At 61.4% G+C, this 21,826-nt stretch carries 22 protein-coding genes and 1 tRNA gene; 13 read left to right on the top strand and 10 right to left on the bottom strand.

What is annotated here, in order from left to right:
• Window positions 1–9 precede the first annotated feature (9 nt).
• The 3 genes from G9X67_RS06380 to G9X67_RS06370 all read right to left on the bottom strand — a co-directional run bounded on the left by G9X67_RS06380 (window position 10) and on the right by G9X67_RS06370 (window position 2,034).
• On the bottom strand, window positions 10–387 hold the full coding sequence (locus G9X67_RS06380; protein WP_138330596.1) for a type II toxin-antitoxin system VapC family toxin: 378 nt from the start codon (window positions 385–387) through the stop codon (window positions 10–12).
• Window positions 387–596, bottom strand: coding sequence for an AbrB/MazE/SpoVT family DNA-binding domain-containing protein (locus tag G9X67_RS06375; protein ID WP_003541204.1), 210 nt, complete (start codon window positions 594–596; stop codon window positions 387–389). Before G9X67_RS06375 ends, G9X67_RS06380 begins: the two co-directional genes overlap by 1 nt.
• Before the next feature lie 337 nt (window positions 597–933).
• On the bottom strand, window positions 934–2,034 hold the full coding sequence (locus G9X67_RS06370) for a branched-chain amino acid aminotransferase (protein WP_138330597.1): 1,101 nt from the start codon (window positions 2,032–2,034) through the stop codon (window positions 934–936).
• Between the two features lie 206 nt (window positions 2,035–2,240).
• On the opposite strand from G9X67_RS06370, the gene G9X67_RS06365 reads away from it, so the two are divergent.
• On the top strand, window positions 2,241–3,461 hold the full coding sequence (locus G9X67_RS06365; RefSeq protein ID WP_138330598.1) for a PLP-dependent aminotransferase family protein: 1,221 nt from the start codon (window positions 2,241–2,243) through the stop codon (window positions 3,459–3,461).
• Window positions 3,462–3,501: 40 nt separating this feature from the next.
• On the opposite strand, the gene G9X67_RS06360 is transcribed toward G9X67_RS06365, so the two are convergent.
• The 3 genes from G9X67_RS06360 to G9X67_RS06350 all read right to left on the bottom strand — a co-directional run bounded on the left by G9X67_RS06360 (window position 3,502) and on the right by G9X67_RS06350 (window position 6,501).
• Entirely contained in the window at window positions 3,502–4,545 is a 1,044-nt protein-coding gene (locus tag G9X67_RS06360; protein ID WP_138330599.1) for a DUF2278 family protein, read from the bottom strand.
• A 203-nt stretch (window positions 4,546–4,748) separates the two neighbouring features.
• Complete coding sequence (locus tag G9X67_RS06355; protein ID WP_138330600.1) at window positions 4,749–5,807, bottom strand: aldo/keto reductase; 1,059 nt, start codon at window positions 5,805–5,807, stop codon at window positions 4,749–4,751.
• Between the two features lie 223 nt (window positions 5,808–6,030).
• The gene (locus tag G9X67_RS06350) at window positions 6,031–6,501 is read right to left on the bottom strand and encodes a MarR family transcriptional regulator (protein ID WP_138330601.1); all 471 of its coding nucleotides are present in this window, start codon (window positions 6,499–6,501) and stop codon (window positions 6,031–6,033) included.
• A gap of 230 nt (window positions 6,502–6,731) precedes the next feature.
• Here G9X67_RS06350 and G9X67_RS06345 point away from each other — a divergent pair, with 230 nt between their 5' ends.
• The 4 genes from G9X67_RS06345 (at window position 6,732) to G9X67_RS06330 (ending at window position 11,436) form a co-directional block, all read left to right on the top strand.
• Entirely contained in the window at window positions 6,732–7,499 is a 768-nt protein-coding gene (locus tag G9X67_RS06345) for an alpha/beta hydrolase (protein ID WP_138330602.1), read from the top strand.
• A gap of 250 nt (window positions 7,500–7,749) precedes the next feature.
• Complete coding sequence (locus G9X67_RS06340; protein WP_138330603.1) at window positions 7,750–8,727, top strand: ABC transporter substrate-binding protein; 978 nt, start codon at window positions 7,750–7,752, stop codon at window positions 8,725–8,727.
• A gap of 7 nt (window positions 8,728–8,734) precedes the next feature.
• Window positions 8,735–10,429, top strand: a complete 1,695-nt coding sequence (locus G9X67_RS06335) for an iron ABC transporter permease (RefSeq protein WP_138330604.1) — start codon at window positions 8,735–8,737, stop codon at window positions 10,427–10,429.
• Complete coding sequence (locus G9X67_RS06330; protein ID WP_171598383.1) at window positions 10,417–11,436, top strand: ABC transporter ATP-binding protein; 1,020 nt, start codon at window positions 10,417–10,419, stop codon at window positions 11,434–11,436. The genes G9X67_RS06335 and G9X67_RS06330 overlap by 13 nt, the downstream gene beginning before the upstream one ends.
• A gap of 543 nt (window positions 11,437–11,979) precedes the next feature.
• On the opposite strand, the gene G9X67_RS06325 is transcribed toward G9X67_RS06330, so the two are convergent.
• Window positions 11,980–12,342: a DUF4189 domain-containing protein gene (locus G9X67_RS06325; RefSeq protein WP_171598382.1), complete on the bottom strand. Its 363-nt coding sequence runs from the start codon at window positions 12,340–12,342 to the stop codon at window positions 11,980–11,982.
• Between the two features lie 198 nt (window positions 12,343–12,540).
• Here G9X67_RS06325 and G9X67_RS06320 point away from each other — a divergent pair, with 198 nt between their 5' ends.
• The 5 genes from G9X67_RS06320 (at window position 12,541) to G9X67_RS06300 (ending at window position 16,239) form a co-directional block, all read left to right on the top strand.
• Window positions 12,541–13,650: an endonuclease/exonuclease/phosphatase family protein gene (locus G9X67_RS06320; RefSeq protein WP_138330607.1), complete on the top strand. Its 1,110-nt coding sequence runs from the start codon at window positions 12,541–12,543 to the stop codon at window positions 13,648–13,650.
• A complete protein-coding gene (locus G9X67_RS06315; RefSeq protein WP_138330608.1) occupies window positions 13,647–14,420 on the top strand; it encodes an NUDIX hydrolase in 774 nt (257 codons plus the stop codon). The genes G9X67_RS06320 and G9X67_RS06315 overlap by 4 nt, the downstream gene beginning before the upstream one ends.
• A 165-nt stretch (window positions 14,421–14,585) precedes the next feature.
• Window positions 14,586–15,497: a PhzF family phenazine biosynthesis protein gene (locus G9X67_RS06310; protein WP_138330609.1), complete on the top strand. Its 912-nt coding sequence runs from the start codon at window positions 14,586–14,588 to the stop codon at window positions 15,495–15,497.
• Window positions 15,498–15,712: 215 nt separating this feature from the next.
• Window positions 15,713–15,788: transfer RNA gene (locus tag G9X67_RS06305), tRNA-Lys, on the top strand.
• A gap of 154 nt (window positions 15,789–15,942) precedes the next feature.
• Entirely contained in the window at window positions 15,943–16,239 is a 297-nt protein-coding gene (locus G9X67_RS06300) for a hypothetical protein (protein WP_138330610.1), read from the top strand.
• Window positions 16,240–16,277: 38 nt separating this feature from the next.
• On the opposite strand, the gene G9X67_RS06295 is transcribed toward G9X67_RS06300, so the two are convergent.
• The gene (locus tag G9X67_RS06295) at window positions 16,278–16,511 is read right to left on the bottom strand and encodes a hypothetical protein (protein WP_246697145.1); all 234 of its coding nucleotides are present in this window, start codon (window positions 16,509–16,511) and stop codon (window positions 16,278–16,280) included.
• Between the two features lie 332 nt (window positions 16,512–16,843).
• Here G9X67_RS06295 and G9X67_RS06290 point away from each other — a divergent pair, with 332 nt between their 5' ends.
• On the top strand, window positions 16,844–17,146 hold the full coding sequence (locus G9X67_RS06290; protein WP_138330611.1) for a hypothetical protein: 303 nt from the start codon (window positions 16,844–16,846) through the stop codon (window positions 17,144–17,146).
• Between the two features lie 220 nt (window positions 17,147–17,366).
• Here G9X67_RS06290 and G9X67_RS06285 read toward each other — a convergent pair whose 3' ends face one another.
• Window positions 17,367–17,675 carry a hypothetical protein gene (locus tag G9X67_RS06285; protein WP_003541169.1) on the bottom strand — a complete coding sequence of 103 codons (309 nt, stop codon included), beginning with the start codon at window positions 17,673–17,675 and terminating at the stop codon, window positions 17,367–17,369.
• Window positions 17,676–18,053: 378 nt separating this feature from the next.
• Between G9X67_RS06285 and G9X67_RS06280 the strand changes: the two genes are divergently transcribed.
• Both G9X67_RS06280 and chrA read left to right on the top strand, forming a co-directional pair.
• A complete protein-coding gene (locus tag G9X67_RS06280) occupies window positions 18,054–18,869 on the top strand; it encodes a sulfurtransferase/chromate resistance protein (protein WP_138330612.1) in 816 nt (271 codons plus the stop codon).
• A gap of 1 nt (window position 18,870) precedes the next feature.
• A complete protein-coding gene (gene chrA / locus G9X67_RS06275) occupies window positions 18,871–20,292 on the top strand; it encodes a chromate efflux transporter (protein ID WP_138330613.1) in 1,422 nt (473 codons plus the stop codon).
• Between the two features lie 14 nt (window positions 20,293–20,306).
• Here the strand turns inward: chrA and G9X67_RS06270 are convergent, their stop codons facing one another.
• Entirely contained in the window at window positions 20,307–21,638 is a 1,332-nt protein-coding gene (locus tag G9X67_RS06270) for a hemolysin family protein (protein ID WP_027683853.1), read from the bottom strand.
• Window positions 21,639–21,826: the final 188 nt, after the last annotated feature.

Genomic DNA, 21,826 nt, shown 5'->3' with positions numbered 1-21,826 from the left:
ACATGCGGATCAGTCTTTTTTATCGATATAGATGACGCGTTCGAGATCCTTGAAATGGGCGTCGCAGGTCAGGATATCGGCATCATGGCGCTCCGCGGTCGCATAAATGATCGCATCGGCGGTGGCGAGTTTATGGGTTGCCGATATTTCGGCAGCACGGCGAGCAAGCGTTGTGTCGAGAGAAACAACCATGCATGTCGCGGTATAAGCGATGAAGCTGTCGACGGCTTCCTCGTCCTTTTCGCGTGCCAGCCATTTGGAAAGCTCAAGCTGCACGATCGTCGGAACGATGCATTGATCGCGTTCCGGGATTTCAGCCTGCAGCCGCGTTCCAGCAGCACTTTTCGTCAGCCATTCTATCCATGCGGAGCTGTCGATCACGCGCATCAGAAGCGGTCGTTCCGGTCACGGTAGTTTTTGTTGTCTGCGCCTTCGGCGATGCCGCGAAGATCGGCAAGCGTCGGGACCGGCATCAGCAATACGCCTTTGCCTTTGGGTATGAACACGAATTCCTGTCCCGCCGACCAGTGCTGTTGTTCGCGCACTTCCTTGGGAATGGAGATCTGGAATTTTGTAGAGAGGGTTGCGGTTGCCATTCTTACCTTTCCTCTATCGATTAGTAGATAGTAAGAATTCACTTGGCATCGGTCAATGGCGAACCGTTTTTGGCGTTGGTGCTATTCCGGTCGCAAAATGGGACGTTGACGATGGTTTTTCCGGCTGACTCGGCAACAAAAAACCGGGCGACGCCCGGTTTCGAAAGAGATCCGCGGATTGCTTAATGGCTGTCGGCTCGAAGAACATCGTATCGTGCAGATCGAAACGAACTCCAGGGCGGAATAGATCGCCAGCCCGGCGGCTTTGCGGGCGAGGCGGAGAGCGGCGCCCACCATGTCGGTGTTGACGCCGCCGTTGGGCTGACGCATCCGGAGTTCAGGCCGGGATAAGGCGCGTCCAGCCGCGCTCATCGTTGGTTACGCCTTTCTGCAGACTGACGAGCTGCTGGCGCAGTTCGCTGGTCAACTTGCCGGTCTGTCCGTCTCCGATCAGAAACTCGCCGCCGGCATGCCGAACCAGGCCGATGCCCGCCAGGACCGCGGCAGTGCCGCAAGCGAAGGCTTCGACGAGCTTGCCGCTGGTTGCGTCCTGCTGCCATTCCGCGAAGGAGTAGGGACGCTGCTCGACGCGCAAGCCCTTTTCTCCAGCGAGCACGATCACCGAGGCCCGGGTGATACCCGGCAGGATCGTGCCGCCAAGAGGCGGGGTCACCACCGATCCGTCATTCATAACGAAGAAGACGTTCATGCCGCCGAGTTCCTCGACCCAGCGATGCTCTGCTGCATCCAGGAAGACGACCTGATCGCAATCCTTCTTCGCCGCCTCGGCTTGGGCCACGAGGCTGGCTGCGTAGTTTCCGCCGCATTTTGCAGCACCGGTGCCGCCGGCGGCAGCACGGGTGTATTCGGTCTCGACCCATAGCGAGACCGCCTTCGCTCCGCCTTTGAAATAGGCGCCGACCGGGGAGGCGATGATGCAGAAGACATATTCCTGAGCTGGACGAACGCCCAGGAACGCCTCGTTGGCGAACATGAAGGGGCGAAGGTAGAGGCTGGCGTCGCCGGATGGAATCCAGGCCTTGTCAACGCGGACCAGTTCTTCGACCGCCTTCAGGAAGAGTTCTTCGGGCACAGGAGGCATAGCCATGCGGGTCGCCGACTGCGCGAAGCGGCGGGCGTTCTCTTCGGGCCGAAAGAGCAGAATCCGGCCATCGTCTGCCTTGTAGGCTTTCATGCCTTCGAAAATTTCCTGAGCATAGTGTAACACGGCGCTTGCAGGATCGAGCTCCAGAGGACGCCTCGGCGTAACCTTCGCATCGTGCCAGCCCTTGTCGGCAGTCCATCGTGCCAGGACCATATGATCCGTGAAGACCTTACCGAAGCCGGGCGTCTCCAGTGCCTGGATGCGGTCGGCGTCGGAGACGGGAGACTTATGGAGTTCGATTTTGATTTCAGGAGAGGTCGTCGTCGCGGTCATTGCTGGCACCTTGATAGTACATTGAATAGTGGCGGCGACACTACTGCCGCCGGGCTGGTCTTGGAAAGGCCTGAATCAGGCGGTTTCGGCATCGATCAGGGGAATAATCGCTTTCTTGTCACAGGGACAAGAAAATAGGTCAGTATTGTTGACATAAATTCTCCGGCATGGTCTGCTGGGGGAATAGAAAAATACGAGGAAACCCCATGCTGAACTGGGACACCATGTTTGCGTCGCGCTCGTCGCGCATGCGCGCATCCGAGATCCGCGAGCTCTTGAAGCTTCTCGACCGGCCCGACATCATCTCCTTTGCCGGCGGTATTCCGGATCCGGCGTTGTTTCCGGATCAGGAATTCAAGCAGGCTTATGCCGATATCTTCGACGGCGCCGCCGTCAATTCGGCGCTGCAATATTCGGTCAGCGAGGGCTACAAACCGCTGCGCGAATGGCTGGTCGGGCAGATGGCAGCTCTCGACATCCCCTGCGAACTCGATAATGTTTTCATCGTGTCCGGTTCGCAGCAGGGTCTCGATTATCTCGGCAAGCTCTTCCTGTCGCCTGATGACACCGCGCTCGTGACGTGGCCGACCTATCTCGGCGCGCTGCAGGCCTTCAATGCCTATGAACCGGCCTACGACCAGCTGACGCCGAACGGCAACCGGACGCCCGAGTCTTACCGCGCGGCCGCTTCCGCTGCCGGCGGCAAGGTGAAGTTCGCCTATCTCTCCACCGACTTCTCCAATCCGACCGGCGAGACCGTCGATCTCGACGGCCGCAAGAAGGTCCTGGCACTGGCGGAAGATCTCGACATCGCCGTCATCGAGGACGCGGCCTACCAGTCGCTGCGTTACGACGGCGATCCGATCCCGCCGATCCTGGCGCTCGAAATCGCCGAGAAGGGTCATATCAACGATACGCGCACGATCTATTGCGGCAGCTTCTCGAAGACGCTGGCGCCCGGCCTTCGCGTCGGCTTCATCGTCGCCAATGCGCCCGTCATCCGCAAGCTGGTGCTGATGAAGCAGGCGGCCGACCTGCATTCTTCGACGATCAACCAGATGGCGATATCCGATGTCGCCGAGCGCGGCTTCGACGCGCAGGTCGCCAAGATCAAGGCCGCCTACAGCCAGCGTCGCAACTGTATGCTGACAGCCCTTGATAAATACATGCCTGAAGACACCAACTGGACGAAGCCGGAGGGCGGCATGTTCATCTGGATCACGCTGCCGGAAGGCATGGACGGCGCCAAGCTGCTGGCGAAATCGCTCGAAACCGCCAAGGTCGCTTTCGTGCCCGGCAAGGCTTTCTTCGCCGACGGTTCCGGCGCCAACACCATCCGCCTCAGCTTCTCCTGCGCCGACGAGCAGATGATCGAAGATGGCATCGGCCGCCTGAGCGCACTGATCTCGGCCGAGATCGGCAGTTGATTCCAGCCGCCCGGCTGACGGATCAAGGGCAGGGCGCCGATCAGAAGATCGTCGTCCAGCCTTCGTTCGCCGTCTCGCTCTTGCCGTAGCCGACCCGATCGGCAACGGCGCCGTCGGCATTGCGCAGAATGATGTCGCCGCCCCGGTTGGCAAGCTGCGGTCCGCCGGCTGCGGCATCGAGCGCTATGGTGCGCAGCTCGCCTGCGCTCAGCGATCCCGACAGCGTCTGGGTCCTGCCGTTTTCGTCCTCGAGCTTCCAGCCTTCGAGCGATGCCTCCATGTCGGAGCGGTTGATGATCGTTACCGTTTCGGCCTCGGTGCCGCCTTCGCCGTTGACCGGGTTGATCAGCGCGGCGACGATGCGTAGCGACGAGGCGACGATCGGCTGCGGCCGGCGTGTGCCTTCGCCGCGGCCCTGGCCGCCACGGCTGTCGGAAACCGGATGGCCGGTCGCCGCATCGGTGTTCCAGTTCTGCGACTGAAAGCAGAGGAAGATCGCCGCCCATTCGTCGGTATCGTTGAAATGAACGAGAAGGGCGCCGTCCTGGTTCGGCCCGTTGGTGGCCTTGAAGCTGCCGCCGTCGCCCTGGTTCATGTGGATGTCGTGGATGCCGTTGCCCGGTTCGAAACGGAAATACTGGTCCGGCTTGTTGTTCTCGGGCCCCCAGGCCTCGCCGAAGGCATAGAAATGCACGTCGGAATCGGCAATGCCTTCCTGGACGATCGGCTCGATGAAATCGCGCAGGTCGTTCTTCGGGCCGGATAGCTGGAAGGGCGCGACATTCATGTCCTCGCGCTCGATCAGTCCGCCGCGGACATAGTCGATCGCGAGCTCCGGACGGTCCTTGCGGATATCGGTCAGGCCCATCGGCAGGGCTTCGAGCGCCTCCGTCAGCGCCGGGTGCCGGAAATCGACGACATTGGCATAGAGCAGATCGTGCGGCGATTCCTTGGAGCGGACGTTGAGCGCGATGCGGTAGCTGACACCGTTCGCCTCGATGCGGATTTCGATATGGGGATCGTTGTCGTCATCGAGAGCGAGTGCGCTCGCCGTACCCTTCAGGACCTTGTAATTCTTCAGCATGCAGAACCTCGCGGGGTGGCGGGATCTTACGGTAACACGGCGAAAGTGCATCTTTTGTGACGGCTAAAGTATCACGCGATCTTTCAGATTCGCCTGCCACACTTTAGTGTCTTTGATTTGAGCATGTCGTGGTCGCAAAACCGCTGTGCACTTTTGCGCGACATGCTTTGTCTTCCGCCGTGCAATGCTTGATCCGTTGCCGCCTATTGCTCCAGATGCGGTCCGAAAAGCTCGAGGTCGGCTTCACCAAGCCTGTCGCTAACCGTGTTCAGCTGGTGCCAATAGGGATAGATCACCGGCGGCAGGCTGACCGCGTCGAGGCGCTTGCACTCCTCGTCCGTGAGTTTCAGCTCGGCGGCGGCGATGTTGTCGCGGAACTGGGCTTCGGTGCGGCCGCCGATGATGACCGAGGTCACCGCCTTGCGACCGATCAGCCAGGCGAGCGCCACCTGTGCGGCGGAAACGCCGCGTTCCCCACCGATCGCGACCAGCGTCTCAACTATGTTCCAGAGGCGGTTCTCGTCGCGGATCGGCGGTTCGGTCCAACCGGCGAACTGGCGCGTACCTTCGGGCGCTGCCTGGTTGCGGCGATGCTTGCCGGAGAGCAGGCCGCCGGCGAGCGGGCTCCAGACCAGCACGCCGAGACCCTGGTCGATCGAGATCGGCAGCAGTTCGTATTCGGCGTCGCGGGCTTCCAGCGTATAGTGGATCTGCTGGCTGACGAAGCGCTGGTACCGGTGCTCGTTGGCGATGCCGAGCGCCTTCATGATGTGCCAGCCGGAATAGTTCGAGCAGCCGACATAACGCACCTTGCCCTGCCTGATCAGGGTGTCGAGGGCTTCCATCGTCTCTTCAAGCGGCGTCTGGCCGTCCCATTCATGCACCTGGTAGAGGTCGATGACATCGGTCTTCAGGCGCTTGAGGCTCGCCTCGCATTCGCGGATCAGGTGGTAGCGCGACAGACCCTGGTCGTTCGGGCCGTCACCCATGCTGAAGCGGGCCTTGGTGGCGAGCAACACGCCTTGCGGCCGCTTGCCGGAGAGCACATCGCCGATGATGTTTTCGCATTCACCGTCGGAATAGGCGTTGGCGGTGTCGATCAGATTGATGCCGGCATCGATGCACATATCGATCATCTTTTTCGCCTCGGAGACACCGAGATCGCCGACGGTCTTCGCCCAGCCGACGCCGCCGAAGGTCATCGTGCCCATGGTCAAAGTCGAAATCTTCAGGCCGGAACGGCCGAGCAGACGATATTCCATTGAAATTCCTCCCTTTAAACAAGACTGACGTACCTCAACGCTCCGAGATGGCAATGGCGGCGCGTTCACGGCTTCGTGAGACTTAGCAAGATTCTGAGCGCCGGCATCTTCCGGCCATGCGGCGGCTATGGCCGATCACGAGCCGAGCGGCAGATCGTACAATATGTCATCGGCTTGTCGACGGAAATTGTCTTGGCGCAGCGTCGACGTGGTGGAGGCCACGTCAGCCCTCGTGTTTGTCCTTCTTGTGAATATTGTCGCGGAGCGAAGCGATTGTGTCCCGAATCTTGCTGACAGCCTCGGCGTCGAGACCGACAGCCTTGCCGATGCAGTCGAACACATGGGAGGCACGGCTCTTGAGCGCCTGTCCCTTCTCCGTCAGGCGCAAGAGCACCTGGCGCTCATCGGCGGGATTTCGGTTGCGGGTGACGAGATCGACATTTTCCAGCCGCTTCAGCAGCGGAGTGAGGGTGCTGGAGTCGAGAAAAAGCGTCTCGCCGAGATCCTTCACCGTGCGGTCGTCGCGCGCCCACAAGGCGGTCATGACAAGAAATTGCGGATAGGTGAGTTCCAGCTCGTCGAGCAGGGGACGGTAAAGCTGGTTAAAGGCGTGGCTTGCCGAATAGATCGAAAAGCAAAGCATTTCATCGATCTTGGGCACGTCAGCGAGATCATTTGATCTGGTGTCTTTCATCACGCTCTCCTTTGATCTCAATATAATTTGTGCGCGATCTGTTTGCAAGCTATTGACTCGGCAGACGCGGGAGCCTAATTAGATCGTGTACAAATAAATAGCGGACAAATTATATACCGAACACGGAAACCGCAGAGGTTTGCTGCGTCAATAGATGCGCAAGCAGGTGAATTCCCTTGTGGCTCCCCATTCGGCTTCTTTGAAACTCAACCGACGAAAGGAAATGACCAATGTTCAAGTTTGCTGCTGCCGTCGCCCTGGCGGGCGCTCTTCTTTCCGGTGCTGCCGTTGCTCAGCCGGCCAAGCCGACCGTTGTCCTCGTCCATGGCGCCTTTGCCGATTCATCCAGCTGGAACGGCGTCGTCGAAATCCTGCGCAAGGACGGTTTTTCTGTCGTGGCAGCCGCCAATCCGCTGCGCAGCGTTTCCAACGACGCTGCCTATGTCTCCGACGTGGTTGGCAGCATCGCCGGCCCTGTGGTCCTTGTCGGTCACTCCTATGGCGGCCAGGTCATTTCGACCGCGGCCAACGGCCACGACAACGTCAGGTCGCTGGTCTATGTCGCGGCCTTCGCGCCGGATGCCGGAGAATCGGTCGCAGATCTCGCCGGCAAGTTTCCGGGCGGTACGCTGAGCGGAGCGCTTGCGGCCCCGGTAAAGCTCAGCGCCGGCGGTGTCGATCTCTATATCGACCAGGCCAAGTTCCATGATCAGTTCGCCAGCGACGTGCCGGCCGAACAGGCGGCCCTGATGGCGGCTGCCCAACGTCCGGTCACCGAGGCTGCCCTGACCGAAAAATCCGGCGAGCCCGCCTGGAAGAAGCTGCCGTCGTGGTTTGTCTACGGCACCGGCGACAAGAACATCCCGGCCGCAGCCCTAGGCTTCATGGCCGAGCGGGCAGGCTCCAAGCGGACCGTGGTGGTCGATGGCGCCTCCCACGTCGTGATGGTGTCGCATCCCGACAAGGTGGCGGAACTGATCGAAGAAGCTGCAAACTAGTATTCGATCCGAGGGGCCACGGCGTGTGAGCGCTGTGGCCGGCCGCCGCGGAGGTTTTGTCCGCGGGCCATGACCGGCTCTGCCTGCGCGACGTATCGGCGGGCAGGCCCCGCTGGTCAAGCATCTGCTGCAGTTGATTCCAGTCGGTGGCAAAGCTGTGGTGCAGGGCGTGGACCAACCGCCGCACCTTGTCACATCTCTGTCAACGACCCCTAATAAGGGAGGGGTATCGAAATCGAGGACCCCTCCCATGAAAACGATCGTCTCCGCCGCAGCACTTGTCGCCGCGAGCCTCTTTGCCATTCCGGCTTCGGCCGCAAACCTGGTTCTCTATACCAGCCAGCCGAACGAAGACGCGCAGGCGACGGTCGATGGTTTCATGGCCGCCAATCCCGATATCAAGGTCGACTGGGTACGCGACGGCACGCCGAAGATCATGGCGAAACTCCAGGCCGAAATCCAGGCCGGCAACCCGGTTGCCGACATCCTCCTCATCGCCGACGTGGTGACGCTGGAGCGCCTCAAGCAAGACGGCAAGCTCTTGGCCTACAAGTCGCCGGAGGCTGCCCAGTACGACGCCGCCCTTTATGACGCCGACGGCTACTACTACTCGACGAAGCTGATCACCACCGGCATCATGTACAATACCTCGGCAGCGATGAAGCCTGCGAGTTGGAAGGACCTGACCAAGCCGGAAGCCAAGGGCCTCGTCACCATGCCGAGCCCGCTTGCCTCGGGTGCGGCCCTCATCCACGCCCAGACGCTTGCCGCCGTTCCCGGACTCGGTTGGGATTTCTACAAGTCGCTTGCGGAAAATGGCGCGATCGCTGCCGGCGGCAACGGCGCCGTGCTGAAGTCCGTCGCCTCGGGCGAAAAGGCTTATGGCATGGTCGTCGACTACCTGCCGATCCGCGAGAAGGCCAAGGGCGCTCCTGTCGAATTCGTCTTCCCAAGCGAAGGCGTTTCGGCCGTCACCGAGCCGGTCGGCATCCTCGCCAGCACCAAAAATGCCGATGCCGCCAAGAAATTCGTCGATTACGTGCTCTCCGAAAAGGGCCAGGAAGGCTTCCTGAAGCTCGGCTACATCCCGGCCCGCAACGGCATGAAGCTGCCGGAAGGCTTTCCGGCGCGCGACACCATCCAGGTCCTGCCGATCAAGGCGGCCGAAGCATTGAAGAATACCGACCGGGATCTCAAGACCTTCTCGGGCATCTACGGCTCGAACTGATCCTTTCATGCACGGATACATCAAAACCGGAAACAGCCAGCCCGCCTGGCTGTTTCCTTTTGTCGTCATCATCGTCCTGATCCTCAGCGTGCTGCCGCTCGCCCGCCTCGGCATGGTTGGAATGGCGGCCTTTGCCGATGGCGGCGTGATGACGGTTTTGAGCGAGGCGTCGCTGTGGTCGGCGACCTATTACACCGTCGTCACCGCCATTCTGGGCACGGCGATCTCGCTCGTCATCGGCTGCCTCTTTGCCTTCCTGCTGACGCTGACCAATATCCGCGCCAAGGGGCTGCTCAGCTTCTTCTTCGTGCTGCCGATGATGATCCCGCCGCAGGTGACGGCGCTTGCCTGGGTACAGATGTCAGGCCCCTCCAGCCCGCTGTTGAAGGCGTTGCATCTCGCCCCGCCGCTCGGCTCGCCGCAGCCGCTCTATTCGGTGGGTGGCATCGCGCTGCTCTATGGCGTGCAGCATGCGCCGCTGATCTATCTGGCGCTTCGGGCCGGGCTGATGACGTTGCCGCGCGACGGCGTCGAGGCAGCACGGCTTTCCGGTGCCTCCAGCCTGCGGGTATTTCGTGATATCATCCTGCCGCTGTCGCTGCCCGGCATCATTGCGGGTGCGGCGATCTCCTTCGTCTCCTGCACCGGCAATTTCGGCATTCCCGCCATTCTCGGCATTCCGGCCTCGATCTTCACGCTGCCGACGTTGATCTTCACCAAGTTTTCCGCTTTCACCAGCCGCACCTTCGGCGATGTCACCGTGCTCTCAGCGATCATCGCCATCATCTCGGTCATCGGGTTGATGATCCAGGACCGGGCGCTGCGCGGCCGCGACTACCGCGTCATCGGGCTATCAGGGGCGAGTGCGGCCTTCGAGCTCGGCGCCTGGCGCCTGGTTTTTACGCCGCTCGTCTGGGTGATCCTGTTCTTCATGCTGGCAGCACCCTTCTTCGCGCTGGTCGCCGGCGCGCTGGTGCCGGCCTATGGCGTGCCGCTCACCTTCAAGACCATGTCGCTGCATGCCTTTGAGGAGATCCTGTTCAGGCAGGCTGTGACGCGCACCGCCTTCATCAATTCGCTGTCGCTTGCCGGCGCGACCGCGCTTGGTCTCCTCGTGGTGACAGTGCTTGCGGCTTACACGCTGACGCGGCGCAAGGACGCGTTGTCACGCATCGTCTCCAGCCTGATCGAGATACCCTATTCGCTGCCCGGCATCGTCATGGCGGTCTGCTTCATCCTGGTGTTCGCAGCACCGATTCCGATCCTGCACGTCTCGCTCTACGGCACGATCTGGATCATCCAGATCGCCTATTTCTCCTCGTTCTTCGCCGTCAGCCTGAAACCCGTGGTCAGCGCCTTCCACCAGCTCGATCCGGCGCTGGAAGAGGCCGCACGGCTTTCCGGCGCCGGCTTCTTCCGCCGGCTTGCCGATATCATCCTGCCGCTGATTGCGCCGGCCGCCGGCGCCTCCGTTATTCTTGTCTTTCTGATTGCCTGCAACGAGCTGACGATCTCGGCGCTGCTCTGGTCTGCCGGCACCCAGACGCTCGGCGTTGCCATCTACAATCTCGATGATAGCGGCAGCTCGGACCTTGCTTCGGCGCTCTCTGTGCTCGTCGTCCTCATGGTCGTCGTACTGATGCTGCTGCTCGAGCTTCTGGCGAAACGACTGCCGAAAGGAGTGATCCCATGGCGAGGCTGATCCTCAACCAGCTCGGCAAGGATTTCGGTACAGGCCGGGCCGCCGTCAGTGGCTTTTCGCTCGATGTGCGCGAGGGCGGCTTCCTGGCGTTGCTCGGGCCTTCCGGTTGCGGCAAGACGACAGTGCTGCGGATGATCGCCGGTTTCGAGACACCGAGCGATGGCTCGATCCATCTCGGCGAGAGATTGCTTGCCGATGCCGCGCAGTCGCTGCCACCGGAAAAGCGCAACATGGCGATGGTCTTTCAGTCCTACGCGCTGTGGCCGCATATGAGTGTTGCCGACAATGTCGGCTATCCTCTCAAAGTGCGCGGCCTCTCAGGCGAGGCCTACCGGGCGAAGGTGCGCGACGCGCTCGGCACCGTCCGGCTCGCCAGCTACGCCGAACGGCGTCCGGCCGATCTTTCCGGCGGCCAGCGACAGCGCGTGGCGCTTGCCCGCTGCCTGGTGACATCGCCTGACGTCGTGCTGCTCGACGAGCCGCTTGCCAATCTCGACCGACACCTGAAACAGGAAATGGAGGAGACTTTTCGCGAGTTCCACCAGCGCTCGGGCGCGACGATGATCTATGTCACCCACGACCAGAGCGAGGCGATGGCGCTCGCGACCGACGTCGCCGTCATGTCGGAAGGGCGGCTCCTGCAGGTGGCGGCTCCCGCCGAAATCTATGCCCGGCCGGAAGGTCGCATCGTCGGCGGCCTGATCGGACGAGGGGCCATTCTCACGCTGCCGGTTGTGAATCGTGAACGCCGTCTGGAGTGGGACGAACTGCAGGATGCGCTTCATGCTGCCAATACCAATGGCGCCGATATCCTTGTGCGGCCGGAGGATGTGGTCATCGGCGGCGAGGGGGCTCCGGCATCTGTCGAATCCGTACTTTTCGAGGGCGAGCGTTACGCCGTGAGGCTCATGCTCGGCAACGGTCAGAGGCTGCGCGCCTTCAGCCGCGTGGCTGTCGCGGCGGGCGAAGCGGTTCGTGTTGTCATCCGCACCGGGTGGCGTCTTTGAGGAAGGCGGGGCTAGACTTCCACGGTGACACCAGTTGAAGCCCGACGATATGAGGTTGAAAGTCGTCGGTGCCTTCTTTCGAATCGCCAAAAAGTTGAATATCCCCGGTCTGGTAATCCGTGATGGAAGCAAACGGCTAAATTACTACGAGCGCTATGGGTCAAATAAAGCCTGCGCGACAATCGTTTATTGAGGGACCATACTCGCATGCCAATTCAAGTAAGGCGTATCCGATCCGTTTTCGTGCTTTCGGCGTTTCTTTTAACTGCGGCGAGCGTTCTTCAGGGATGCCCATCTTTAAAGCGGCAGAAACGGGGCGACGAATGGAAAACCCGAACATTTAGGCCAAGTGAATTACATGGCGGTTCGAGCAACGGGAGCTCGTCGAGCAGTTCTGATGGCGGGCACAGCCAACCTCACGATGGCGCCACCTCAAGCCCGCCCGGCGGGATCTAAGCGCCGCTGAAAAACGCGTCGAGGCGACCTGTTCGTCGGCGTGCCTTGCCTTGTGGCTCGGATAGCCATTGCTTTGGCTTAGCCGGCTTATTCGCTCTCCGAACACTGCCAGCGGATGACGCGGCAGTTGCCTGTTTGCTTTCTGCAACTGCGGATCGCCTGGCGCTGGGCCTCGCGGCCATCATTACCCCAGCCGGAGCCCCAGCCGCTGCGATGGCCGACGGCCACCGCGCCGCAGCCGTTTCGGAACCAGATGGCGATGCGACAATCGTTGGCGCTGCTATCGCAAATGCGCCGGGCGACGGTTTCGGCGTCGCCGCGATTGTCATAAGCATAGGACCAGCCGATGGCGTGGGTCGACGGCGAGTAGGCAATGGCGCCGTAAGTGTCGGCAAGGGCCGCGCCGGCGAGAGACGTCAGAACCGCAAACGATGCAAGAACCCGCTTCATGAAATGCCCCCGCGCCGGAACGACGATTATCCTCTGCGGAGAACTATCCGAGGCTTGCGGCGGAATGTCTGCGGCCTAAGTCACAAGCAATCGCCTCTGGGGCTCCAAGAGGAGTGATTATTCGCATATTTCTTGGCCCTGCCATCTTTTCCCGCGGCTATTGCCGGATAAGGTACTGCCCGCAACCGGATCCTTCCCATGTCGCTTCGCCTCGCCACCTTCAATGTCGAAAATCTTCTCACCCGTTTCGATTTCACCGGCTTCCGAAACCAGCTGCGCCAGGACCGCGTCATCAAGCTTTTCCAAGTGTCGAGCGAGGGCGTGTACCAGCAGCTCGAGCAGGCGCGGGTGATTGCCGCGACCGACGACACGCGGCAGATGTCGGCCCTTGCGATCGCCGACGCTGACGCCGATATCCTCTGCCTGCAGGAAATCGACAACATGGCTGCCCTTCAGGCCTTCGAATACGGCTATCTCTTCCGCATGGTCGGAAACGGCTACCGCCAGAAATACCTGGTCGAGGGCAATGACAGCCGCGGCATTGATGTTGCCGTGCTGATGCGCGAGGAAACGCGCGACGGCCAGAAGATCGAGCTGAGGGACATTCGTAGCCATGCGATGACGACCTATCGCGATCTCGATCTCTTCAATGAGGAGTTGGTGCTCACCAACCGCATCGACGACAAGATCTTCAAGCGCGACTGCCTGGAGCTTGACCTTCTGATCGGCGGCCGGCCATTTTCGCTCTACGTCGTGCATTTCAAGTCGATGGGCAATCCGCGCGACGGGCTGGACGGGCGGCAGTCGACCATGCCGATCCGCCGCGCCGAGGCGCGCGCCGTGCGCCGCATCATCGAGGATCGCTTCGGTGCGGAGCAAACCGGTACGAAGAGCTTCGCCATCTGCGGAGACATGAACGATTATCAGGAGCGTGTCGATGTCATCGGCCGCCGGGGCACCGGTTATCGCTTCGAACATCAGAACGAGACCGAAAGCGCGCTCGACGTTTTCAGTAGCGACGGCTTTGCCGAAAATGTCGTGCGCCGCCGCGAACCCCTCGACCGCTGGACGCTCTATCACGCGCGCGGGCCGCAGGAGCAGTGGCTTTGCCAGCTCGACTATCTCTGGCTTTCGCCAGCACTTGCCGCCCATAATGCCGGCCGCCTGCCCGAAATCATCCGCGCCGGCCAGCCCTACCGCACCATCTTCCCGCCGGGGCAGGAGGTGGAGCGTTATCCGCGCACCGGCTGGGACAGGCCGAAGGCGTCCGATCACTGCCCCGTCGTCATGACACTGGATCTCCCATGAATGCAAATTTGAACGCGAATTTCACCAACATCAATTTTTCCGATGATTTCGCCGGCTGGCCGCCGGAGGCGACGGTCTTCCCGATTGCCGGCGTGGATCTGCGCATTCTGCCCGGTCCCCATCCTTTGGTCGCTACCGAGGATGCAGCCATCCGCGAGAACTGGGCGCGGGAGACCGCCGCCAATCCGGCGCTGTTCGACGGGCGCATGGTGTTTCAGCAACGGCTCGCCCTCAGTGAAAACGGGATTGCGGGCGAGGGCCACGTCATTCCCTTTTCCGCCTTCATGTGGTGGCGCCGACAGCCGCAGCGTCAGGGCGGTGTTCACATCTTCGCCTATCCGGTGCTCGAAACCTCCGACGGCGCGCTGGTGGCGATCCGCATGGGCCCCCATACCGCCAATCCCGGCCAGGTGTATTTCGCCGCCGGCTCGCTGGAGCCGGAGGATATCGTCGACGGGCGTTGCGACATCGAGGCGAACATGCGCCGCGAGGTGCATGAGGAGACCGGGCTCGATCTTGCCGACTCTGTCGCGGGTGAGGGGCTGTTCGCCACCCATAACAAGCGCACGGTGACGCTGCTGCGGCTATTCCGCTTCGACATGACGGCGGACGAGATGATCGAGCGGATCGAGCGGCATATGCTCGTCGCCGAGGACCAGGAGATCGCCGGCGCGGTGGCGATCCGCTCGGCCGATCCCTCCGCCCATTCCTATAACATCGCCATGTTGCCTGTGATCGACTGGTATTTCGGTAAGGCCGAGCGGAGTTGATTCATGCCGCCCAAAGCCATGTAGCGTTTCGGGATAACGACATGCGTCACGTAAAGATCGAAAGCGCGTCGTGTGAATCCGGTTGACGTGAAGCGTTTTAGCGCCTTGCACTCGTTCGCCCGGTCGGGCAGGTTGGCGGCGCGATGACGATTCAGGGAGGCCGATGTGGCGCGAAGCTACAGCGTCTATGACGTGTTCACCGATCGAAAGCTCGCGGGCAATCCGCTGGCGGTGATCTTCGACGGAGACAATCTCAGCGACGAGGCGATGCAGGCGATCACCCGGGAGATCAATCTCTCGGAGACGGTCTTCGTGCAGCCTTCAACCAACCCCGCCTATGCGGCGCGTCTAAGGATATTCACGCCTGGGCGCGAGCTGCCGTTTGCCGGCCATCCTACGGTCGGCACGGCGGTGGCGCTGGCCGAACGGGCGCACGGTGCTGCAACGCGTGATCTCGTCACGGTGCTTGAGGAAAATGTCGGGCCGGTGCGCTGCGCCGTGCGGCTGAGGGAGGGCGAGGCGAGCTTTGCCGAATTCGACCTGCCGCGCAAACCGCAACCCGCCATCATGCCACTCGACAAGCTCGGCATCGCCGATGCGTTATCGCTGAAGGTGACCGAGATCGGCTTCGAAAATCACGTCCCGTCGATCTGGAGCGCCGGCGTTCCCTTCCTGCTCATTCCGGTGCACGATGTCGGAGCCACGCAGCGGGTGGAATTCGATCCGCAACTCTGGGAAAAGATCGTGCCCTTCGTCGATGGCGCTCTTGCCTCGGCCTATGTCTATTGCCGCGGCGGCGTCAACCACGTGGCGAAGTTCCATGCGCGCATGTTCGCAAGCGGCATGGGTATCGTCGAGGACCCGGCCACCGGTTCGGCGGCAGCCGCGCTCTCCGGCGCGATCCACCATTTCGACCGGCTGACGGACGGGCATCATCCGATCATGATCGAGCAGGGCGTCGAGATGGGCCGGCCGTCCTTCATCCACTTGCATATCGATGTCGACGGCGGGGCGATCTCCAACGCGCGGATCGGCGGCCAGGCAGTGCGGCTGGCAAGCGGCACGCTCGACCTTTGATTTGATAGAGCGCCGCGCGTTCGACAGGACGCTCTATCACTTTGAATCCGCGCATAATCCTTTCCGAAAATCGATTCCGATTTTCGGGGTTATGTGCTGCGTTTCAGCCAAACCGAAAAATCTTCGCGATTAACCAAAGAAATTTCGGCTATGCGCTGGACAAGGCTGCCGATCCTGTTTATACGCCCCGTCACACCGCGCAGCCAAGCGCGAACGGGTGATTAGCTCAGTTGGTAGAGCAGCTGACTCTTAATCAGCGGGTCGTAGGTTCGAGCCCTACATCACCCACCATTTTTCTTGAAAAGATTGATATATTCGAACTCAGGCCGGATTTTCCGGCCTGCCGGAAACTGTTCTCGAAGCGAGCGGCATGGTTGGCGCAGTCCGCAGGACTGGCCGCGTCGGTCGTGCGCCCTATCTCCCTTTCGCGTATCGGGAGGGGTCTATGAGAAGCGTTATTTTTGCCGTCGCATTGTCTCTGCCGTTGCCTGCCTTTGCCGCAGGCGTGATGAACGTCAAAGCGAGCGAGCATAGCTGCAGCGAGCTTACACAGATCATCCGCCAGAACAAAAAGGTCTTTGTCCGCGTCGGTTTCGGCGGCCGCAGTTTCCGTTATCCACCCGCCCAGTGCAGCATGGGCGATAAGCGCAGCACCACCAGTTTGCGCGATGCAGGTGGAAGACAGTGCATCCTTGATTATTCCTGCGTCTTCGACCCTGCGTCGCCCTATAATTTTCCCTAGCGCATCGCGCTTTTCGAAAATTGTTCTTTGTGTGTGCCTCAATCGCTGCCGCTCAGTTTCATGCCGGCGAGCCAGAGAGCTGCGACGATGAAAAACGACAGGGCCGCCATCACTGCTATGGGCGGTGCGTATTCCTGGAAGGAATGCGAGGCGTTTAGTCTAAGGACGTAAATAGTCGCAACCGCAATCTTTGTGACGATCAAGAGCACCAAGGTCGCGTTTTTGGCGTAACGCCTGGTTTTCGGCCAATCGAAACTTCCGGCGGGCGACACATCGACCTTCCGTGCTGGAACGGCCCTTGTCCGCTCCGTCTCTGGCAATGCAAAGTGTCTGCCTCCAAACGTCGGTTTCATGGCCGGCAGCGTAGACCAAACATCTTAATGGATCGGGATGTAGCGATGCCCTCGCAGAAGCAGTAGCGAAGGATTGCCCGTCCACCTGGGCCTTGCTGCCTTCAAAGAGCTCGTGCCTTAGCTGATTTCTCAAGCATGCCGGGAGGTAAAAAGGCAAGGCCGCCATGCTCGGTGTATAATTCCGGCGGTTCTCGCACTGGTGGCCTGCGGTGCGATGCCCTACCTTCGCTCGGTCACATTCAGGAGTTTCCATGAAAAGCGTTGTTCTGGCCGTCGCACTGTTGTTTCCGTCCGTCGCTCTTGCCGTCGAGGCGGTGGAGGTCAATGCCAGGGATCACAGTTGCGAAGAGCTTGCGCAGATCATCCGCAAGGACAAGGCGGTTTTCGTGCGCATGGGCTTTGGCGGCCGCAGCTTCCGTTATCCGCCAGCCAGGTGCAATCTCGGCGACAAGTACGACACCGCAAGAGTAAGGGATGCCAATGGCAAGCTCTGCCTCCTCGACTACGAGTGCGTGTACGATCCGCAGTCCTTCTATAACAGGATCCGGAAATAATATCCTGATCCCGGCGTTGCCAATAGGGTCAAGAAAAAAGGCCGGGCGAAACTCGCGCCGACCTTCCTCGATCCGTCTCGATAACGGCTGCCAGTACATCCGTGGTCAGCCGTCAGAGACAGATTTAGTATCCCTTAAATAGGGTTTACTTAAAAAGCTTCAAGAGCTCGCAGCAGAGAGGAAGCCGGCACTGGGCCGGCTTCGTCTGGCCAAACAGCGGTTACTGCTGGGCAGGGGCAGCCGGCGGAGTGGCCGGTGCTGGTGCCGGTGCAGGCGTTGCGCTGTTGTCAGTCGGAGCGATCGGCTTAGCCGGCGCCGGCTCTGATTGGGTTGTGGAAGCTGTCGTGTCCGGAGATGTGCCGGGGGTGCTCCACTGCGAATAGGCGAATGCAGCGACAGCGATCACGGCCAATGCAGCGACCCAGACAACCCAGGTATTACTGCTGCGCGCGCTCGGCGTGGTGCGCAGATCCAGATTTGGGTTCAGCGGGCGATTCGGGTCGTTGGCATTATTGGGGTCGTACGTCATGGTACTTTCTCCTCTTTCGGTGAGAGAAGAATGCAGAAGTGGGCATTTTGTTCCGTTCTGGGCCGAAGCGCTTGTGCTGATTGGCTTTTCCTACTCATTATTCTCGCTTTACTGGCGCTCCGTGCCATTCGCGGCTTTGCCGCTCACCCCCTCATCTGCTTGGGGGCGACCGGCAGAGACCCGGGTGGTAGAGCTGCCGGCTGATCGGGTGCGTTGGCGGATGGCAGGCCGCCGGTGGACGGCACGCCGCTACGGCGCAATGCGCTTGACACCACGGGGTCTGTTTGCGAATGATTTCTGCATGGGGTCGCGATCACCCCACGAGGCGTCATGCTGAAGAATCGCGTCCAGTAAAACCGATCAACGGAGGGACGCGTCATGCCGTCATTTCTCGAAATTTCTCCCGACAAGCTCAACCGCCTCATTGGAACCCCCGGTGCGCCTTGCATTATCGACGTTCGCACCGAGGAGGACTTCACGCTCGATCCGCGCCTGGTGCCGGGCTCGATCCGGCGGGGTCATGCCGAGGTCGGGTCCTGGGCGGGCAGCGTCGATGCCGATTCCGTCGTCGTGGTCTGCCAGAAAGGCAGCAAGCTCAGCCATGGCGTCGCCGCCTATCTCCGCCATGCCGGTATCGACGCCGAGAGCCTCGAAGGCGGCTTCGAATCCTGGATTGCGGGAGGACTGGCGGTGCCCGACGAAAAGCTGCCGCAACGCGACGCCGAGGGGCGTACGGTCTGGGTGACGCGGGCGCGGCCGAAGATCGACCGCATCGCCTGTCCCTGGCTGATCCGGCGCTTCGTCGATCCGAGCGCCGTATTCCTGTTCGTGCCGGCGCCTGAGGTTTTAGCCGTCAGCGAGCGCTTCGGGGCGGTGCCCTTCGATATCGATGACGTGTTCTGGAGCCATCGCGGCGAACTATGCACCTTTGATGTCATGGTCGAGGAGTTCGGGCTGGCATCGGAGCCGCTCCTGCGCCTGGCGCGGATCGTCAGGGCGGCGGATACCGCAAGGCTCGATCTCGCGCCCGAGGCGGCGGGCCTGCTGGCCGCCTCGCTCGGCCTCTCCAGGATGTATTCCGACGATCTGGAACAGCTCGAGGCCGGGATGCTTCTCTACGACGCCTTCTTCCGCTGGTGCCGCGATGCGACCGAGGAAACCCACAACTGGCCGGCGCCGAAGAAGAGAGCATGAGATGGTCGAGATGACGGATAATGCGCCCAGTGGCAAAATGGCGGAGGAAGACGCCGGAGAGGGGCATCATCACGGCGTCTCGTTTGGCGATGCCTTCAGGGTGTGGCTGCGCGTCGCCGCCCTGAGTTTCGGCGGCCCTGCCGGCCAGATCGCCGTCATGCATCGGATCATTGTCGACGAGAAGCGATGGATCGGTGAGCACCGTTTTCTGCATGCGCTGAATTATTGCATGCTGCTTCCCGGACCCGAGGCGCAGCAGCTCGCCATCTATATTGGTTGGCTGATGCATCGGACAGTGGGCGGTCTCGTCGCCGGCCTGCTGTTCGTACTGCCTGGGTTCCTGTCGATCCTCGGTCTCAGCTATATCTACGCGGCTTACGGCAATGTCGGCATCGTCGCCGGCCTGTTCTTCGGGCTGAAGGCGGCGGTGCTTGCCGTCGTCGTGCAGGCCGTTATCCGCATCGGCGGCCGTGCGCTCAAGAATCGCGTCATGGTCGGTATCGCGGCCGCGGCCTTCATCGCCATCTTCTTTCTCCATGTGCCGTTCCCGCTGATCGTGCTCGCGGCCGGCATTGCCGGCTTCCTCGGCGGCAGGTTCGGGCTTGCCGCCTTTCAGACGGGTGGCGGCCATAAGGCGGGAAGTGGGCCGGTGCTGTCGGATGCCGAGTCGGCGCTCGGCGAAGGCGTACCGGCGCATGCGCGCCCGAATCTCGCCTGGTCGCTACGCATCTCGGCCGTGCTGCTTGCCCTCTGGCTTGCTCCGTTGGCAGTGCTCTACGCAACCTTCGGTGCCGACAACGTCTTTACCGAAATCGGCCTGTTCTTCAGCAAAATGGCGGTCGTCACCTTCGGCGGGGCCTATGCCGTGCTGGCCTATGTCGCACAGGAGGCCGTGCAGCATTTCGGCTGGCTGAAACCCGGCGAGATGCTGGATGGTCTCGGCATGGCCGAGACGACGCCCGGGCCGCTGATCATGGTCGTCCAGTTCGTTGGCTTCATGGGCGCCTACAGGGATCCGGGAGCGCTGAACCCGATGCTTGCTGCAACGCTTGCGGCGATACTGACGAGCTGGGTCACCTTCGTGCCCTGTTTCCTGTGGATCTTCCTCGGCGCGCCGTTCATCGAAAAACTGCGCGGCAACATCGCGCTCGCCGGCGCGATGTCGGCGATAACGGCTGCGGTGGTCGGGGTCATCCTCAACCTCGCTATCTGGTTTGCCCTGCACACGCTGTTTGCCGAGGTTGCGACCGTCCACCTTGGCGGCTTGCGGCTCGATATTCCCGTGCTGCAATCGGCCGTGCCGGCGGCAATGGCGCTGTCTGCCGCCGCTGCCGTCGCGATCTTCCGCTTTAAGGCTTCCGTGATCGCAACGCTGCTAGCCTGCGCAGCCGCAGGGATGATCTGGACGCTGGCGGTGAATTAGAGCCTTTCCCGGCTCTACGCCTCCGCCCCGTCCGCGGGAATGCGTGTCGCGAGCATCTTGTCGATACGCATGCCGTCCATGTCGAGCACTTCGAAGCGCCAGTTGTCGAAGACGAAGGTTTCGCCGGCTTCGGGGATGTGCTGGAGCTGATGCAGCGCGAAGCCCGCCAGCGTATGGAAATCGGCGTCCGGACGATCGCGCAGGCCGAGCCGTTCGAAGGCGTCGAAGGCCGGCATCATCGCATCGATCAAGAGCGACCCGTCTTCCCTGACGACGATATCGGGCTCTTCGTTGGATCCCGGCAGGTCGCCAGCGATGGCTTCGAGCAGGTCGGTCTGGGTGACGATGCCTTCGAGGCTGCCATATTCGTCGATGACGATGGCGAGGCGAACGGGTGAGGCCTTGAAACTGTCGAGCACGCGGACGACCGAGGTGCCTTCATGCAGCACCAGCGGCTGCTTGATCACCTCCATCGGACGGACCTTGCCGCCGTCGAGAACCTGATCGAGAAGGTCCTTCTTCAACACCATGCCGATCGGCTCGTCGATCGAGCCGCGGGCGACCAGCAATTGTTCGTGGCTGCATTCGCGGATGGTCTTCAGGATTTCGGCCTCGCTGTCGTCGGCGTCGAACCATTCGATGTCGAGACGCGGGGTCATGATGTCGGAGATCGGTCTGTCGCCGATGTTGAAAACCCGCTCGACGAGCTGCTGCTGCACCTGGTTGAGAAGGCCGGCCTCCTGGCTCTCAGCGACCAGCAGCTTGAGCTCCTGCGGCGAATGGAACGACGATTCCCCGGTTCCGGCGCGAAGACCGACGCCCCGCAGCACCATGTTGCCCATGCCGTTCAGGACAAAGATCGCCGGCTTAAACAGCACCAGGAACAGACCGAGCGGGCGCACCACGGCAAGCGAAGTGGCCTCGCTGCGCTGAAGCGCCAGGCTCTTCGGCGCGAGCTCGCCGAGCACGATATGCAGGGCCGTGATGATGACGAAGGCGATGACGACGGCAACAGTATGCGCGCCCGCCGTCGCCCATTGCCCGGGCAACCAGGACAGCAGCGGCTCGATCAGGTGCGCAAGCGCCGGTTCTCCAACCCAGCCGAGCGCGAGCGACGAGATGGTGATGCCGAGCTGGGTGGCTGCAAGGTTGGAGTCGAGGTTGTCGACGGCGCGCTGAAGTGCCGAGGCGTTCATGCGGCCTGCCGCAGCGAGTTCGGCGACGCGGCTGCGCCTGACCGACACGAGGGCGAATTCGGCGGCAACGAAGAAGCCATTGGCGGCGACGAGAAGAAACACGGCTAGTATCCCAACATAGTCGGAGAGCCCGCCGGCGGAATCGGACATGTTTTCCCTGCCTTCGAATTGATGGGAATCCGAAACTACACGCTCGCACACCGGTGGCAAGGCGTTCCGGCTAGTCCTGGGGTGAGAGATGCCGAAGCCGGGCTGCCGTAATCGAAATACGGCGTCGGTTTGCGATGCTGGCCGAAAAATGCGTGGCAAACCGCATGACCGGGATCATGCGTGCGGTT

This window comes from Rhizobium sp. WYCCWR 11152 (assembly GCF_013087615.1).
Lineage (GTDB): Bacteria > Pseudomonadota > Alphaproteobacteria > Rhizobiales > Rhizobiaceae > Rhizobium > Rhizobium indicum.
This window is presented reverse-complemented; position numbering and strand designations above follow the sequence as displayed.